Genomic DNA, 14,464 nt, shown 5'->3' on the forward strand with positions numbered 1-14,464 from the left:
CTCGCGACTTCCGGCCTGCCGGATTGCCTCGGCGCCCCGGATAGGCTGTGACTCACCCCCAACGAATCAACTGGGGGTGCGGGGCGAATGTCGGGTGGTCACGGAGCGGTCGAGGGCTCGAACAAGCGCGTCGCGCTGCTGATCTCGGTGCTGGCCCTGTGCCTCGCCTTCAGCGAGACCGCGGGCAAGGGGGCCCAGACGGAGGCGCTCGGCGCCAATGTCGAGGCCTCGAACCAGTGGGCTTACTTCCAGGCCCGCACCATCCGGGCCACGGTGGTGAAGACCATCGACGAGGCGGTGGGCCTGCTGCCGCCGGGCACGACCGACGCGGCGATCCAGGCCAAGCGCGCCGAGTGGGCCAAGACCCTGGCGCGCTGGGAATCCGAGCCCGCCACCGGCGAGGGCCGCAAGGAACTCGCCGAGAAGGCCAAGGCGAGCCAGGAGAAGCGCGACCTCGCGCTGCACCGCTACCACCATTACGAGCTGGCCTCGGCGGCCTTCCAGATCGGCATCGTGCTGGCCTCGGCCGAGGTCATCACCGGCATCACCGCGCTCGTCTTCGCGGGCGGACTGCTTGGTCTCGCGGGCGCCGCGATGCTGGGCTTCGGCTTCTTCGCCCCGCACGCGCTTCACCTGTTCGGCTGAGGCGGGCCCGCCCGATCACGGGAGATTGATCGCCCGGCCGGCGGCGGGCCGGCTGGACGGCGGCACCGGCGGCTGGACGGCGGCACCCGGCTCCTGTCTCATCCCGGCACCGGGTGGGCGGAGAGGGCGGCATGGCGGGGGAATCGGAAGAGCATGGCCGCCTGACGCGGGCCTCCGCCTTCATCTTCCTGCACACCGAGCACGCGATCTACGCCGCTCTCGGCCTGCTCCTCGCCGTCACGGCGGTGCTGGCGCTGATCGACGCGGCCGGCCTGACCTGGGAGGCGCTCCACAGCCTCGGCGGCGCGCAGCAGCTCCTCGAGATCGTCGACCGGCTGCTCTTCCTGCTGATGCTCGTCGAGATCCTGCACACGGTGCGGGTCTCGATGCGCTCGGGCAAGCTGACCTGCGAGCCCTTCCTGATCGTCGGCCTGATCGCCTCGATCCGGCGCGTCCTCGTGATCACCCTGCAATCCTCGGAGATCATGCACGCCAAGGAATGGTCGGCCGAGAAGGAGGCCCTGTTTCGCGCCTCCATGATCGAGCTCGGCGTGCTGGCGGTGCTGATCCTCACCATGGTGGTCTCGATCTTCCTCCTCCACCGCGCCCGCGACGACGACAGGCCGGCGGGCGAGGAGGAGCCGGGGCCGGAGACGAAGCAGGGGTGAGGCGCCGGGCGCCGCCCTGGATGCCGGCCCATCCCAGGATCGCGTCGGCTCAGCCCTTCCGGCTCGCCGGACCGCCCTTTGCCAGGGCCGCGCGCCGCAAAGCCTCAGCCAGGGCTCCGGCGGGCTCCGGACCCGGCTTGGAGGGCGGAGCAGGCTTGGAGGCCGGAGCAGGCTTGGAGGCCGGAGCGGGATTGGGTGGCGGCTTGGTCCCCGGGCGCTCCTCGCGCCGGGCCGGGCGCAGCCCCGCATCCTCCGAGCGCATCGAGAGGGCGATGCGCTTGCGGCCGGGATCGACCTCGAGGACGCGGACCTGGACCACGTCGCCGGGCTTCACCACGTCGCGCGGATCCTTCACGAAGCGGTCGGCCAGCATCGAGATGTGGACGAGACCGTCCTGGTGGACGCCGATATCCACGAAGGCCCCGAAGGCCGCCACATTGGTGACGACCCCTTCGAGGCGCATCCCGGGCTTGAGGTCGCCGATCCTCTCCACGCCCTCCTGGAAGGTCGCGGTGCGGAAGGCGGGGCGGGGGTCGCGGCCGGGCTTCTCCAGCTCGGCGATGATGTCCGTGACGGTGGGCAGGCCGAAGCTCGCATCCGTGAAGCGCTTCGGGTCGAGGCCGCGCAGGACCGCGCCGTTGCCGATGAGGCCGCCGATCGGCTGGCCGGTGGCCGTCAGGATCTTGCGCACCACCGGGTAGGCCTCCGGGTGCACCCCGGAGGCGTCGAGGGGGTCGTCGCCGTGGCGGATGCGCAGGAAGCCGGCGGCGAGCTCGTAGGCCTTGGGCCCGAGGCCCGCCACCTTCTTGAGGCTCTGGCGGCTGCGGAACGGCCCGTTGGCGTCGCGGTGGACCACGATGTTGCCGGCGACCCGCTCGCTCAGCCCCGAGACCCGGGCGAGGAGGGGCACCGAGGCGGTGTTCACGTCGACGCCGACGCCGTTCACGCAATCCTCCACCACCGCGTCGAGGGAGCGGGACAGCTTCCCCTCCGCGAGGTCGTGCTGGTACTGCCCGACGCCGATCGCCTTGGGCTCGATCTTCACGAGCTCGGCCAGCGGGTCCTGCAGCCGCCGCGCGATCGAGACGGCGCCGCGCAGGGTCACGTCGAGGCCCGGCAGCTCGGCCGAGGCGTAGGCGCTCGCCGAGTAGACCGAGGCGCCGGCCTCCGAGACCATCACCTTGGTGAGCCGCAGCTCCGGCTGCTTGGAGACGAGCTCGGCCGCGAGCCGGTCGGTCTCGCGCGAGGCCGTGCCGTTGCCGATGGCGATCAGCTCGACCCTGTGCGCACGGCAGAGCCGGGCCAGCGTGACGAGGGCGCCGTTCCAGTCGCGGCGCGGCTCGTGCGGGTAGATCGTGTTGGTGGCCACCACCTTGCCGGTGGCGTCCACCACCGCGACCTTCACGCCGGTGCGAAAGCCCGGGTCGAGGCCGAGCGTCGGGCGGGGCCCGGCCGGCGCGGCGAGCAGGAGATCGCGCAGGTTGCCGGCAAACACCGTGACGGCGCCCGCCTCCGCGATGGTCCAGAGCCGCCCGCGCAGGTCGGTGTCGAGGGCGGGCTTCAGCTTGGTGCGCCACGCCCGCCGGACGGTCTCGGCGAGGAAGCGGTCGCCCGGCCGGCCGCGCTCGGCGATGCCGAAGGCCCTGGCGATGCGCAGCTCCTGCCAGCTGGGCTGGCCGGCCGGCGCCGCGTCCGCCGGCGCGTCGCCGATATCGAGGTCGAGCACCTCCTCCTTCTCGCCCCGGAACAGGGCGAGGATGCGGTGCGACGGGAGCTTGGCGAGAGGCTCGGCGAAATCAAAATAGTCGGCAAACTTCTCGCCCGACGCGGCCTTGCCTTTGCGCAGGGACGAGACCATCCGGCCGCGCTGCCAACTCGTCTCGCGCAGCGAGCCGACGAGTTCCGGCTCCTCGCTGAAGCGCTCGATCAGGATGGCGCGGGCGCCCTCCAGCGCGGCCTCGGCATCGTCGATGCCCTTCTGGGCGTCGACGAACGGGCGGGCGGCCGCCTCCGGCGCCTGATCGGGCCGGGCGAGCAGGGTCTCGGCCAGGGGCGCGAGCCCGGCCTCGCGGGCGGTCTGCGCCTTGGTGCGCCGCTTCTGCCGGAAGGGCAGGTAGAGGTCCTCCAGGCGTGCCTTGGTCTCGGCCTGGAGGATGCGGGCCTTGAGGGCGTCGTCGAGCTTGCCCTGCGCCGCGACGCTCTCGAGGATCGCGGCGCGGCGGGCCTCGAGGTCGCGCAGGTAGCCGAGCCGCTCCTCCAGACTGCGCAGCTGCGCGTCATCGAGGGCACCGGTGGCCTCCTTGCGGTAGCGGGCGATGAACGGCACCGTGGCGCCGCCATCCAGGAGATCGACCGCCGACCGGACCTGGGCCTCCGCGACGCCGAGTTCGGTCGCGATGCGCCGGTTGATGCTGCTCATGGCCTGTCCCTCCCGCCTGGGCCGGGTTGTCTAGCGGGAGTTCAGGCGGGCTCCAATGGGGTTTCGGCCTCGCCATCGGGCCTCTGGACCCGGCGCTACGGCTAGGCCGCGCCCTGGCGGGCGAGGCGCGCGGCCGGCGCGTGCTCCGGGTGGATGTTCCAGCTATGCGCCTTGATCAGCCAGGCGCCGTCCTCCTGGTGCAGCAGGGTCAGGTAATTGCCCGCGACATTGGCGGTGCCGCCATCCGGCAGGTTCAGGTTGGCGTGCCAGGTCCCGGCGCTCGAGGCCATCAGCCCGCCCCCGCCCACATGCTCCATCATGATGGCGATGCGGTTCCAGACCTTGACCGCGTCCCGGGCCCAGGCCTCGATCGCTGCCCGGCCCGCCACGATCGGCTGGCCGGCCGGCACCAGGATGCCGTCCTCGGCAAAGAGCGCGGCGAAGCCCGCCGGGTCGTCGTGCCGGTTGATGGCCTCCTCGTAGCGCAGGCGGACCGCGTCGAGGGTCTTGGCGAAGGCGTCCGGCTCGTCCAGCATCCTCGTCTCCTCCGCCCCCGTCGCGGCCCTCAGGATACCATGGGGGCGCCGCGCGGGGCCGGTTGCGCGATCGTACCGAGGCGCACCACAGGCCGGTGGCGGGCGGGCGGCGGGCGGATTATGCTCCCAGCATGGCGAAAGCAGCCTCCCCCTCCCGGTCCCCCGGTTCCCCGCGTCCCGAGCCGATGCCACCCGATGCCGTGGCGGGCGACGACGCGGCCCAACTGGACGCGGCGGAGACCGATCTCACGACGGTCTCCAGTGCCCCGACCGAGCGCCCACGCAGCCTCGAACGGGCGCTCGGCCACCAGATCCGGACCCTGCGCCGGGCGCGCGACCTCTCGGTTTCCGACCTCTCGGCCGCCGCCGGCATCTCGCTCGGCATGGTCTCGAAGATCGAGAACGGCCAGATCTCGCCCTCCCTCTCCACCATCAACGCGGTGGCGGGCGCCCTCAACGTGCCGCTCTCCTCGCTGTTCTCGGCCTTCGAGGAGAAGCGCGACTGCTCCTACGTGCGGGGCGGGCAGGGGGTCATCATCGAGCGGCGCGGCACCAAGGTCGGCCACGTCTACGAGCTGCTCGGCGCGGCGCTCGGGGGCGACGTGGTGGTGGAACCCTACCTCATCACCCTGCGGGAGGATGCGGAGCCCTATACGGGCTTCCGGCACGCGGGCGTCGAGTTCATCTACATGCTGTCGGGCGAGGTGGTGTATCGCCACGCCGACCGCAGCTACCCGCTCGCGCCCGGCGATGCGCTGCTGTTCGATTCCGGCGGCGTGCACGGTCCCGAGACCCTCGTGACCTTCCCGATCTCCTACCTGTCGATCATCATCTACCCGCGCGGCGCCCGCTGAGCCGCCCGGCGCCGCGGGCTCCGCGCGGAGGGATGAACGCGGTGTCTCACGTGAAAACCCCGCATTAACCCTGGGGCTCAGTTGAGGCGCAGGATCGCGGCGTTCAGGAGCGTCGCGAAGCCGACCCAGGCGGCGTAGGGCACGAGCATCCAGGCGGCGATGCGGTCGAAGCGCCAGGTCAGCCGGATGGTCCACAGCACCATCATCAGCAGGGCCGCGACCACGACGAGGGCCGCCCCGATGGCGTGGGCCGAGAAGAAGACCGGGCTCCAGGCCGCGTTGAGGGCGATCTGCACGAGGAAGACGGCCAGCGCCAGCCACCAGCCCTGCCGCGAGGGCCCGGTGCGGGGCTTCGCCCCGAGGAGGCGCCAGAGCGCCACCGCGATCATCGTGTAGAGGAGAGTCCAGGCGACCGGGAACAGCCAGTTCGGCGGGTTGAAGCCCGGCTTGTTCAGCCCCTCGTACCAGAGCGGGATGTTCTCGCGAGTCGAGACCGAGCCGATGAAGGCCGTGGCGGCCACCGGCAGGATCGCGGCGGCGAGGCGCAGCCAGGGCGAGAGCGCCGGCTCCTCGGGGACGTGGGTGGCGGTCGGCATCGGGGCGGCGTTCCTTCGCGGCGGCAACGGTCTCGGGTTGCGGCGCCGGCACGGTTCGTGTCAGGCGGCAGGCTTGCTTCGAGACGCTCTGCTTCGAGACACACGGAGACCGCCATGCCCCAGCCTAATTCGCCGGAGACGGGTCCGGATCAAGGAGGGGGTGCGGAAAATCCTCCCGTTGCGGGCTTTTCGAGGCGCAGCCTCGCCGCCCAGGCCATGGGGCGCATCGATCCGGTGACCAGGGCGGTGGTGCCGCCGCTCCACGTCTCGACGACCTTCCTGCGCGATCCCGATAACGGCTACACCTCCGGCTTCTCCTACGCGCGGCCCGACAACGCCACGGTGCGGGAGGCCGAATCCGTCATCGCCATGCTGGAGGAGGCGGAGGCCGGCGCCCTGCTGTTCGGCTCCGGCATGGCGGCCGCGACGGCAGCCTTCTCGGCGCTCGAGCCCGGCGACCACGTGGTCGCCCCGAAGGTGATGTACTGGGCCCTCAAGCGCTGGCTGCGCGAGGAGGCGCCGCGCCGGACCCTCACGGTCGATTTCGTCGACACCGACGACCTCGACGCCCTCCGGGGCGCGATGCGGCCGGGGCGGACGAAGCTCGTCTGGATCGAGACGCCCGGAAACCCGCTCTGGACCGTCACGGATATCGCGGCCGCCGCCGACATCGCGCACGCGGCCGGCGCCCGGCTCGCGGTCGATTCCACCGCGGCCTCGCCGATCCACACGCGCCCCTTGAGCCTCGGGGCCGACCTCGTGATGCACTCGGCCACCAAGATCCTGAACGGCCACTCGGACGTGGTGGCGGGCGTGCTCGCCGCAAGCCGGGCCGACGCGTTCTGGGCCCGGATCGTCGCGATCCGGGCGAGCGGCGGCGCGATCCTCGGGCCCTTCGAGGCCTACCTGCTGATGCGCTCGCTGCGCACCCTGCCGCTGCGGGCGCACGCGCAGGCGGCGAGCGCCCTCGACCTCGCCCAGCGCCTCAAGGGGCACGCCTTCGTGCAGGCGGTGCTCTATCCGGGCCTGCCCGAGGATCCGGGCCACGCCATCGCGGCGCGCCAGATGCAGGGCGGCTTCGGCTACATGCTGTCGATTCGGGTGAGGGGGGGCGAGGCCGGGGCGATCGCCACCGCCGCGCGGGTGCGCCTGTGGAAGCGGGCGACCTCCCTCGGCGGCGTCGAGAGCCTGATCGAGCACCGTGCCTCGGTGGAGGGGCCCGGAACCCCGTGCCCGCCCGATCTCCTGCGCCTCTCCACCGGCATCGAGGACCCGGCCGACCTGTTCGCGGATCTCGATGCGGCCCTGTGGGCGGCCCATGGGGGCGCCGCGGGCGGGCCGGCCTGAGACGCCGGCTATCCGCGTTTTTTCGTGCGCAGGCCGTGCTGATCGGCGTTCCCGCGCGTTGTGCCGGTGCCATTCCGCCAGCGCCCGGCGCCGGCCTTGTCCATCCAGCCGGCGCGCGGGCGCCGCGAGCGGAGAACGCGCCATGATCGACCCGAGGTTTTTCCGGACCAGCGCCGTGACAGGCGCCATGACCACTGCCTTGGCGCTGCTCGCCCTCGCGGGCCCCGCTCGCGCCGCCGAGGGGCCGCCGAAGCTCGATATCGAATCCACCTGCAAGTCGGCGGCCAGCGCCAGCGTGAGCCTCAGCGACAATGCGAGCGTCGAGGGCTGCCTCCGCTCGGAGCGGGAGGCCCACCGGGAGGCCGAGCGCCGCTGGGGCGATTACACGCCCGCCGCCAAGACCCAGTGCGAGAAGCAGTTCCAGGCCGGCGGCTATCCCTCCTATGTCGAGATGGTGACCTGCCTCGAACTCGCGAGCGGCACGGTCCCGACCCAGTCCGGCGGCGGTGGGGCGGCGACGGCGGGCCCCGGCGCCCCGCAGCGGCCCGCCGGCAGCCGCGAGCAGGGCTCGGGCAGCCTCACGGCCGAGCCGAAGGCGAGCCAGCGCACCAACCCGATCGAGACCCTGAACAAGGAATAGAGGCCGGAACCCTTCGGATTCCGGCCCGGACGCGGGCTCAGGCCTCGTCGGCGGTGGCGAGCCAGACGGCGGGCTCGCGGGGCGTCGCCTGGACCGGGGCGGGGCCGCTCCGGCTCTGGCCGAGCTCCGCGAGTTCGGGCGCCTGCGCGGTATCGTCGGCGGTGAGGAACAGGCCGCGCGCGCGGGCGAGGCGCCCGAGATCGGCCCGGCTCGTCAGCACGCTCTGGGCCGGGCTCGTCAGCAGCGCGAAGGCGATCGGCGCCATCCAGAGGGCGAGCCAAGGGTTGCCCGCATAGACGAGGAAGCCCGCCAGCAGGGCGCCCACCACCAGCGCGTCCATCTGCAGCCGGCCGGCCTCGCCCCAGGGCACCCGGCGGTCGTCGCGGACCTGCGCGTCCCAGCGCACCACGCGGCCCACGAAGGTCGAGAGCACGGCGCCCGCCGTGAACAGCGTCATCACGGGCCAGAGCAGCACCCAGACCACCTGTTCGAGGGCCGCGCTCTTGAGGAGCGAGGCGGTGCCTCCGAAGGCGGCGCGGCGCTCCCGGGAGGCCAATACGTGGCCGAGGCTGAGGAGCTTCGGCAGCGCCAGGACCGAGACCGTGAGGGCCGCGAGGGCGTGGGCGGCGGCGCCCGAGCCGGTCAGGCCGTAGCCCAGGAGGCCGAGATCGCCGGTCCTGGCGGCGAGCCAGGTGCCGGTGCCCAGGAAGGCGATCCAGAGGGGCAGGACGCAGTAGGAGAGGATGCCGACGAGGAGGTGCCAGCGGCTCGCCCCGCGCAGGCCCGGCATCGGCACCACGCGCAGGTGCTGCATGTTGCCCTGGCACCAGCGGCGCTCGCGCCCGAGGAGGTCGATGAGGTTCGTGGGCATCTCCTCCCAGGTTCCGCCCATCTCCGGCAGGAGGCGCACCTCCCAGCCGGCGCGGCGCAGGAGCGCGCCCTCGACGATGTCGTGGCAGAGGATCTCGCCGCCGAGGGGCGCCTTGCCGGGGAGGACGGGAAGCTGGGCATTGGCCGCGAAGGCCGCGATGCGCAGGATCGCGTTATGGCCCCAGTAGCTTCCGTCCGGCCCCTGCCAGGTCTCCAGGCAGCGCAGGGCCAGGGGCGCGTAGAGGCGCACGGCGAATTGCTGGATGCGGGCGAACAGGGTGTCGCGCCCGGCCGCGTAGGAGACCGTCTGGATCAGGCCGACCCGAGGGCTCTCCTCCATCAGCCGGACGAGGCGGCGCATGCTGGCGCCGGTCATCAGGCTGTCGGCGTCGAGCACGATCATGTACTCGTATTCGGGCCCGTAGCGCTCGCAGAATTCCGCGATGTTGCCGGCCTTGCGGCCGGAATTCTCCTGCCGGCGGCGGTAGCGCACCCGCGGGAGGCCGGGGCCGGCGCTCCGGCGCCACGCCTCGATCCGGGCGAATTCGTGCTCCTCCACCGCCGCGATGGCGCCGTCGCGGGTGTCGGAGAGGACGAAGATGTCGATGTCCGAGCCGTCGCCGCCCTCGCGCGCCAGCGAGCGGGCCATCACGCGCAAAGCCGCGAAGACCGCGACCGCGTCCTCGGCGTGGATCGCCACCACGGCCGCCGTCCGGCTGAGCCCGGTGGCGCGGGTCGACAGCGCCTCGGAGCGGCGCTCCAGGGCGGATTTCGCCCGGTCGCCGAGGAGAGCAGCGGCAAGCCCGTAGAGGTATTGCCAGGCGACGAAGGATTGCCACGCCATCACGAGGCAGAACAGGACCAGGACGCTGCCGGCGAGCCAGCCCTCCGGCGGCCCGTAGGCCTCCGCCGCCAGCGCCGCGATGGCGAGGCCGGTCGCGAGCGCGGGCAGGGCGAGGGCGAGGCGGCGCCAGAGCAGCCCCCGCCCGCCGGGCTGCCAGGATTCGGCCGCCGCGATCCCCGGAAGGGCTGCGGACAACGCCGCCGGCAAGGGCTTCTCGGCCGGCCCGACCTTGGCGGTTCGGGCTTCAGCCGGAGACATCGTATCCGGCCGAGCCTCGACGGCCGGAGGATCTTGCGACAACGGTGTGGTGGACATGGGGCTCGTGAAACTCAAGCGTGGAGGGACACCGAACCCGTCACCGGAAAGCTGGAGAGCCGATGAGCGAGCGCACCGAGGAACGCGGCGAAGCAACAGGGGCGGGTGGGCCTGACGCCGCCGGACCGGAGCGCGACGAAACGGCTCCCGTCTCGCGCCGATCCATGCTGCGAACCGCCTTGACCGCCGCTGCGGGCACGCTCCTACCTAGCGCGATCGACCTGAATGTCGCCAGAACGAAGGCGGAGGACGCGATTCCCGCGCGCGCGGCCCCGATGACCTTCGAGCGCGTCGCGGCCCTGGCCGAGGCGCGCGCCCGCCTGCCCTACGCGGCCCCGCCCGCGGAGCTGCCGCCGGACCTCGCCCGGCTGAGCTACGACGGCTACCGGGCCATCGCGTTCCGGCCCGACGAGAGCCTGCGGCTCGGGCCCCTGTTCTCGGCGCAGCTGTTCCATCGCGGCTTCCTGCAGCGCAAGCGCGTCGACCTCTACCTCCAGCCGCGCACGGGCGGGCCGACGCCGATCCCTTACGCGTCGAACCTGTTCGATCTCGGCCCCGACCTCGCCGGCAAGCGCTTCCCGGCCGATCTCGGCTTCGCGGGGTTCCGGCTGCATTCCGCCTTCGCCAGCCCGACCCCCGGGATCCAGGAGGAATTCCTCGTCTTCCTCGGCGCCTCCTATTTCCGCCTGCGCGGCAAGGGCCAGGAATACGGCCTCTCGGCCCGGGGCGCGGCGATCGGCACCGGCGCGCCGGAGGGAGAGGAATTTCCGGATTTCGTCGCCCACTGGATCTGCGAGCCCGAGCCCGGCGCGGAGAGCCTCACCGTGCTCTCGCTCCTCGATTCGCCCGGCCTCTCGGGCGCCTTCCGCTTCGACGTCGCGCCGGGCGATCCGTCCCGCTTGCGCGTCACGGCCGCGCTGCACCCGCGCCGCCCCCTGGCGCGCCTCGGGCTCGCGCCCCTCACCAGCATGTTCCTGCACGGCCAGAACGGCCCGGGGGCCCGCGGCGCGGAGGGCTTCGACGATTTCCGGCCCCAGGTCCACGATTCGGACGGGCTCGCGGTGGAGGGCGCGGCGGACCGGCTCTGGCGCCCCCTCGTCAACGGGCGCCGGCAGCCGCAGATCTCGGCCTTCGCGGTCGCGCCGCTGCGCGGCTTCGGGCTGCTGCAGCGGGAGCGGCGCTTCTCCGCCTATCTCGACGTGCAGGCCCGGCACGAGGCCCGGCCCGGCCTCTGGGTCGCGCCGGCGGCGGGGGCGGGCGTGCCGGAGGGCGGCGGATTCGGGACGGGGGCGGTGCAGCTCTTCGAGATCCCGTCCCGCGAGGAGTACATGGACAACGTGGTGGCGGCCTTCGTGCCCACCGGGCCGGTCCTGCCGGGCGCCGCCCTGCGCCTCGGCTACGAACTGACCACGGTCGGGGCCGAGCCCGCGCCGGTCCTGCCGGGCGATCTCGCCCGGGTGGTCTCGTCCCGGTCAGGCTCCGCCGAGCGCCTGCGGCCGACGATGCCGCCGAGCCCGGAGCGGCGCCTCCACGTGGTGGATTTCGAGGGGCCGGGCCTGCCCGCGAACGCCGACGCGCCGGTCACGGCCGCGGTCTCGGCGAGTGCCGGGAGCCTCGTCGACCCGGTGGTCGAGCGCGTGCCCCAGACCGGGGGCTGGCGCCTCTACGTGGAATGGCGCCCGCCCGCGCCGCTGCCGCCGGGCGACGTGGTGCTGCGCGCCCACCTCGTCCTGGCGGGGCGGGTCCTCAGCGAGACCTGGGACGCGGTGGCGTGAGCCCGGCGCTTCAGGCCGAGCGGCGGACCTGTTCCCGCTGCTTGCGCAGGCGCGCGGCGCCGTAGATTTCCCGGAGATGCTGGCGGGCGGCGTGGATCGGCGGTGCCTCGCGCTCGGCGCAGGCCGCCGCGATCACCCGCAGGGTATCGGCCACCGACCGCTCCAGGCGGCTCGCCTCGCGGATCTCCTCGCAGCGGTGATCGAACGACGCACCGGCCGCCGGATTCCAACCCTCGCGCATGTGTCAGCCCCTGGTCCTGTCGAACCGCGCCCACTGGCGGGGCGCTCCGGCAGAGGATCGGGCCGGCCCTTGGCCGCAAGATGGCAGCTTGGCTGTGGGCGGCTCAGCTGTCGGTCGGCCTGACCGCGCGCTCACGGACGGCCCGGACCCTCGCTGAAGGGATCGACGCAGCGATAGCCGATGAAGCAGCGCGGGTCGTCGCGGGTCTGCTCGTAGGCGGGCGTGGTGGCCTTCTCGATGGTGCAGAAGCCGCTGTCGCGCACGAACCGCCCGTAGGTGATCGGCCCGGTGGTGAGGATGGCCGCGCCGCTGCGCGCGACGAGGTCGGCGGCGGCCGCGCAGCTCATCGCGGTGATGTCCGGCCGCGGCTGCGCGCCCGCCGGGCCCGCCAGCGCCAGGGTGGCGGCGCAGGCGACGCAAGTGAGCACGAGACGCATGGACCCTGATCTCCGACAACCGATCCGCGGCCGGCACGATGCCCGGCACGCTGCGCGAGGATTACCACGCCGCCGCCCCGCTTGTCCGCGCCGGGAGCGCAACCCGGCCGGCGCGGCTCAGGCCCGAGCGCCCGCGCTCGCCACCGCGAGGGTGAAGTCGAAGGCCTCGGCGATGCTCTCGTGCCAGAGCGAGAAGGGCGTCGGCCGGGCGAGGTGGAGCGCGCCCTCGGCCTCGCCGCCGAGCAGCCGCAGATCCGCCCCGAGCTTCGCCGCGAGCCCGCGCATCGGCCCGTTCCGGCTCAGGCAGCGGACATGCAGGTCGCTGACGCCGCGGTTGCGCGCCGCGTCGGTGATGCGGGCGAACAGGGCCGTGCCGATCCCGTTGCGCCGGTAATCCCGCTCCACCGCGAAGGCGGCCTCCGCCTCGGGTCCGAGCGCCATCCGGCCGGCCAGGGGGCCTGGTAGAGGGCTTGGCAAAGGACCGGTGGGGCGCAGCTCGCCGAGGCCCCGCAGTGCCCCGTCCACGAAGGCGCCGAAAATCAGGCCGTCCGCCGTGACGGCGCTCTCCGCATAGGCGCGCACGCCCGCCGCGCTCACCGCGCCCATGAAGCGGTTGGCGCGGGTCTCGGGATCGAGGCGCAGGAAATAGCCGAGGACGCGCGCGCGGTCGCTCGGCCACAGGCGCCGGACGCTGACGGGCAATCCGGTCGAGTTCATTCGGGGCAAGGCCATGCCGGTCTCCGGTTGCTGGCGCGATGGCGCGGCGTGTCCGGACGAAACCTCCCTCAAGGCCAGGCTGATGTGGCATGCGTAACTTAATTGTGCAATGCAGCAATACGCCCTACCCCACGGGGGCAGGGGCTGCCATGCGCGGGCAGGTTGGAACCAATCCGCGACTGTCAGGGCTGTGAGGGGAGGCGGGCTTGATCCCCCCGCCGCCGCGCGGCAGACGGGACCCGGCTGCCCTGCAACCCCCGCATCCAGCCCGCGGATCGCGCCGCCGCGGGCTTTCCAGGCGAGGTCGGACCCCCGTGAGCCAGACACCGAGCCCCGCCCGCGCGCCCTCGCCCGAAGCGCGCGCGAGCGCCGTCTCACCCGGCCCCGTCCACGAGCGCTACGAGGCGCTGGTGGGCACGGGCGCGATCGAGCGCGACCCCGCGCAGGTGCGCCTGGTGCGGGCCCTCGACCGGCTGGTGCAGGAGCTGGAGCGCCGGCGCCGCGCCCGGAAGGGCAGCGCGCTGGGCTGGCTGTTCGGCCGCAAGGAGGATGGCGACGCGGCCCCCAAGGGGCTCTACATCTGGGGCTCGGTCGGGCGCGGCAAGACCATGCTGATGGACCTGTTTTACGAGGCGGCCCCGAGCCCGAAGCGGCGCGTTCATTTCCACGGGTTCCTGGCCGACGCGCACGAGCGCATCCACGCCTACCGGCAGGCCCTGAAGCGCGGCGAGGTGAAGGGCGACGACCCGATTCTCCCCGTGGCCGACGCGCTGGCCGAGGAGGCCAAGCTCCTCTGCTTCGACGAGTTCACCGTGACGGACATCGCCGACGCGATGATCCTAGGCCGCCTGTTCGGGGCCCTGTTTCAGCGCGGCGTCACCGTGGTGGCGACCTCGAATGTCGAGCCGGACCGGCTCTACGAGGGCGGGCTCAACCGGGCCCTGTTCCTGCCCTTCGTGGCCGAGCTGAAGGACAGGGTCGCGGTGCTGCGCCTCGATGCCCGCACGGATTTTCGCCTGGAGAAGCTCGGGGGCGCCTCGGTCTACCATGTGCCGGCGGACGAGGCCGCCCGGGAGGCCCTCGACCGCGCCTTCACGGGGCTCACCGGCAAGCCGAGGGGCCGGCCGGCCCAGATCCGGGTGAAGGGCCGCGACGTCGCGGTGCCGCAGGAGGCGGCGGGCGTCGCGCGCTTCCGGTTCGAGGATCTCTGCGCGCAGCCTCTCGGCGCCTCGGATTTCATGGCGCTCGCCAATACCTTCCACACCATCATCCTCGACGCCATCCCGGTGATGGGCGAGGCGAACCGCAACGAGGCCAAGCGCTTCATCACCCTGGTCGACACCCTCTACGACGCCCACGTGAAGCTCGTGGCCTCGGCGCAGGCGCAGGCGCAGGACCTCTACACCGCCACCGAGGGGCGCGAGGCCTTCGAGTTCGACCGCACCGTCTCCCGCCTCATCGAGATGCGCTCCTCCGAATATCTCGCCCTCCCGCACGGGCGCGGCGACTCGGAGGCGAGCGGCGCCAGCACCGGGCTCGTCGAGACCTGAGGGGGCCGGT

14 protein-coding genes are annotated in these 14,464 nt (G+C 73.1%); 7 read left to right on the forward strand and 7 right to left on the reverse strand.

Features of this window, described 5'->3' with window-relative positions; genetic code table 11:
- The first annotated feature begins 87 nt into the window (after positions 1–87).
- Together F6X53_RS24500 and F6X53_RS24505 are read left to right on the forward strand one after the other, a co-directional pair.
- Positions 88–645 carry a DUF4337 domain-containing protein gene (locus F6X53_RS24500; RefSeq protein ID WP_151003222.1) on the forward strand — a complete coding sequence of 186 codons (558 nt, stop codon included), beginning with the start codon at positions 88–90 and terminating at the stop codon, positions 643–645.
- 131 nt (positions 646–776) lie between these two features.
- Complete coding sequence (locus F6X53_RS24505) at positions 777–1,313, forward strand: phosphate-starvation-inducible PsiE family protein (RefSeq protein WP_151003224.1); 537 nt, start codon at positions 777–779, stop codon at positions 1,311–1,313.
- A 49-nt stretch (positions 1,314–1,362) separates the two neighbouring features.
- Here F6X53_RS24505 and F6X53_RS24510 read toward each other — a convergent pair whose 3' ends face one another.
- Together F6X53_RS24510 and F6X53_RS24515 are read right to left on the reverse strand one after the other, a co-directional pair.
- A complete protein-coding gene (locus F6X53_RS24510; protein WP_151003226.1) occupies positions 1,363–3,732 on the reverse strand; it encodes a Tex family protein in 2,370 nt (789 codons plus the stop codon).
- Positions 3,733–3,833: 101 nt separating this feature from the next.
- A complete protein-coding gene (locus F6X53_RS24515; protein ID WP_151003228.1) occupies positions 3,834–4,268 on the reverse strand; it encodes a YybH family protein in 435 nt (144 codons plus the stop codon).
- Positions 4,269–4,453: 185 nt separating this feature from the next.
- Here F6X53_RS24515 and F6X53_RS24520 point away from each other — a divergent pair, with 185 nt between their 5' ends.
- Positions 4,454–5,122 carry a helix-turn-helix domain-containing protein gene (locus tag F6X53_RS24520; protein ID WP_151003230.1) on the forward strand — a complete coding sequence of 223 codons (669 nt, stop codon included), beginning with the start codon at positions 4,454–4,456 and terminating at the stop codon, positions 5,120–5,122.
- A gap of 77 nt (positions 5,123–5,199) precedes the next feature.
- Here F6X53_RS24520 and F6X53_RS24525 read toward each other — a convergent pair whose 3' ends face one another.
- On the reverse strand, positions 5,200–5,718 hold the full coding sequence (locus F6X53_RS24525; RefSeq protein WP_151003232.1) for a TspO/MBR family protein: 519 nt from the start codon (positions 5,716–5,718) through the stop codon (positions 5,200–5,202).
- 114 nt (positions 5,719–5,832) lie between these two features.
- Between F6X53_RS24525 and F6X53_RS24530 the strand changes: the two genes are divergently transcribed.
- Both F6X53_RS24530 and F6X53_RS24535 read left to right on the forward strand, forming a co-directional pair.
- A complete protein-coding gene (locus F6X53_RS24530; protein ID WP_151003234.1) occupies positions 5,833–7,065 on the forward strand; it encodes a trans-sulfuration enzyme family protein in 1,233 nt (410 codons plus the stop codon).
- A gap of 142 nt (positions 7,066–7,207) precedes the next feature.
- A complete protein-coding gene (locus tag F6X53_RS24535) occupies positions 7,208–7,705 on the forward strand; it encodes a hypothetical protein (RefSeq protein ID WP_238296947.1) in 498 nt (165 codons plus the stop codon).
- A 37-nt stretch (positions 7,706–7,742) separates the two neighbouring features.
- Here the strand turns inward: F6X53_RS24535 and mdoH are convergent, their stop codons facing one another.
- Positions 7,743–9,677, reverse strand: coding sequence for a glucans biosynthesis glucosyltransferase MdoH (mdoH, locus tag F6X53_RS24540; protein ID WP_151003238.1), 1,935 nt, complete (start codon positions 9,675–9,677; stop codon positions 7,743–7,745).
- A gap of 332 nt (positions 9,678–10,009) precedes the next feature.
- Between mdoH and F6X53_RS24545 the strand changes: the two genes are divergently transcribed.
- Positions 10,010–11,509 (forward strand): OpgD/OpgG family glucan biosynthesis protein, encoded by a 1,500-nt coding sequence (locus tag F6X53_RS24545; protein WP_151003313.1) that lies wholly within the window; start codon positions 10,010–10,012, stop codon positions 11,507–11,509.
- Positions 11,510–11,519: 10 nt separating this feature from the next.
- On the opposite strand, the gene F6X53_RS24550 is transcribed toward F6X53_RS24545, so the two are convergent.
- The 3 genes from F6X53_RS24550 to F6X53_RS24560 form a co-directional block, all read right to left on the reverse strand.
- On the reverse strand, positions 11,520–11,750 hold the full coding sequence (locus F6X53_RS24550; protein WP_151003241.1) for a hypothetical protein: 231 nt from the start codon (positions 11,748–11,750) through the stop codon (positions 11,520–11,522).
- 131 nt (positions 11,751–11,881) lie between these two features.
- Entirely contained in the window at positions 11,882–12,187 is a 306-nt protein-coding gene (locus F6X53_RS24555; RefSeq protein WP_151003243.1) for a hypothetical protein, read from the reverse strand.
- 117 nt (positions 12,188–12,304) lie between these two features.
- Entirely contained in the window at positions 12,305–12,919 is a 615-nt protein-coding gene (locus F6X53_RS24560) for a GNAT family N-acetyltransferase (protein WP_151003245.1), read from the reverse strand.
- 299 nt (positions 12,920–13,218) lie between these two features.
- On the opposite strand from F6X53_RS24560, the gene zapE reads away from it, so the two are divergent.
- Positions 13,219–14,454, forward strand: a complete 1,236-nt coding sequence (zapE, locus tag F6X53_RS24565) for a cell division protein ZapE (RefSeq protein WP_151003247.1) — start codon at positions 13,219–13,221, stop codon at positions 14,452–14,454.
- The last annotated feature ends 10 nt before the right edge of the window (positions 14,455–14,464 follow it).

Origin of the sequence: Methylobacterium soli (assembly GCF_008806385.1) — a bacterium.
In the GTDB taxonomy this organism is placed as follows: Bacteria; Pseudomonadota; Alphaproteobacteria; order Rhizobiales; family Beijerinckiaceae; genus Methylobacterium; species Methylobacterium soli.

What these genes read in the sequence shown, in the direction of transcription:
- F6X53_RS24545 (WP_151003313.1), top strand. Translation starts at nt 10,010, where the DNA reads ATGACCTTCGAGCGCGTCGCGGCCCTGGCCGAGGCGCGCGCCCGCCTG.
- mdoH (WP_151003238.1), bottom strand. Translation starts at nt 9,677, where the DNA reads ATGTCTCCGGCTGAAGCCCGAACCGCCAAGGTCGGGCCGGCCGAGAAG.
- F6X53_RS24560 (WP_151003245.1), bottom strand. Translation starts at nt 12,919, where the DNA reads ATGGCCTTGCCCCGAATGAACTCGACCGGATTGCCCGTCAGCGTCCGG.
- F6X53_RS24520 (WP_151003230.1), top strand. Translation starts at nt 4,454, where the DNA reads ATGCCACCCGATGCCGTGGCGGGCGACGACGCGGCCCAACTGGACGCG.
- F6X53_RS24510 (WP_151003226.1), bottom strand. Translation starts at nt 3,732, where the DNA reads ATGAGCAGCATCAACCGGCGCATCGCGACCGAACTCGGCGTCGCGGAG.
- F6X53_RS24550 (WP_151003241.1), bottom strand. Translation starts at nt 11,750, where the DNA reads ATGCGCGAGGGTTGGAATCCGGCGGCCGGTGCGTCGTTCGATCACCGC.
- F6X53_RS24515 (WP_151003228.1), bottom strand. Translation starts at nt 4,268, where the DNA reads ATGCTGGACGAGCCGGACGCCTTCGCCAAGACCCTCGACGCGGTCCGC.
- F6X53_RS24505 (WP_151003224.1), top strand. Translation starts at nt 777, where the DNA reads ATGGCGGGGGAATCGGAAGAGCATGGCCGCCTGACGCGGGCCTCCGCC.
- F6X53_RS24525 (WP_151003232.1), bottom strand. Translation starts at nt 5,718, where the DNA reads ATGCCGACCGCCACCCACGTCCCCGAGGAGCCGGCGCTCTCGCCCTGG.
- F6X53_RS24535 (WP_238296947.1), top strand. Translation starts at nt 7,208, where the DNA reads ATGATCGACCCGAGGTTTTTCCGGACCAGCGCCGTGACAGGCGCCATG.
- F6X53_RS24530 (WP_151003234.1), top strand. Translation starts at nt 5,833, where the DNA reads ATGCCCCAGCCTAATTCGCCGGAGACGGGTCCGGATCAAGGAGGGGGT.
- F6X53_RS24500 (WP_151003222.1), top strand. Translation starts at nt 88, where the DNA reads ATGTCGGGTGGTCACGGAGCGGTCGAGGGCTCGAACAAGCGCGTCGCG.
- F6X53_RS24555 (WP_151003243.1), bottom strand. Translation starts at nt 12,187, where the DNA reads ATGCGTCTCGTGCTCACTTGCGTCGCCTGCGCCGCCACCCTGGCGCTG.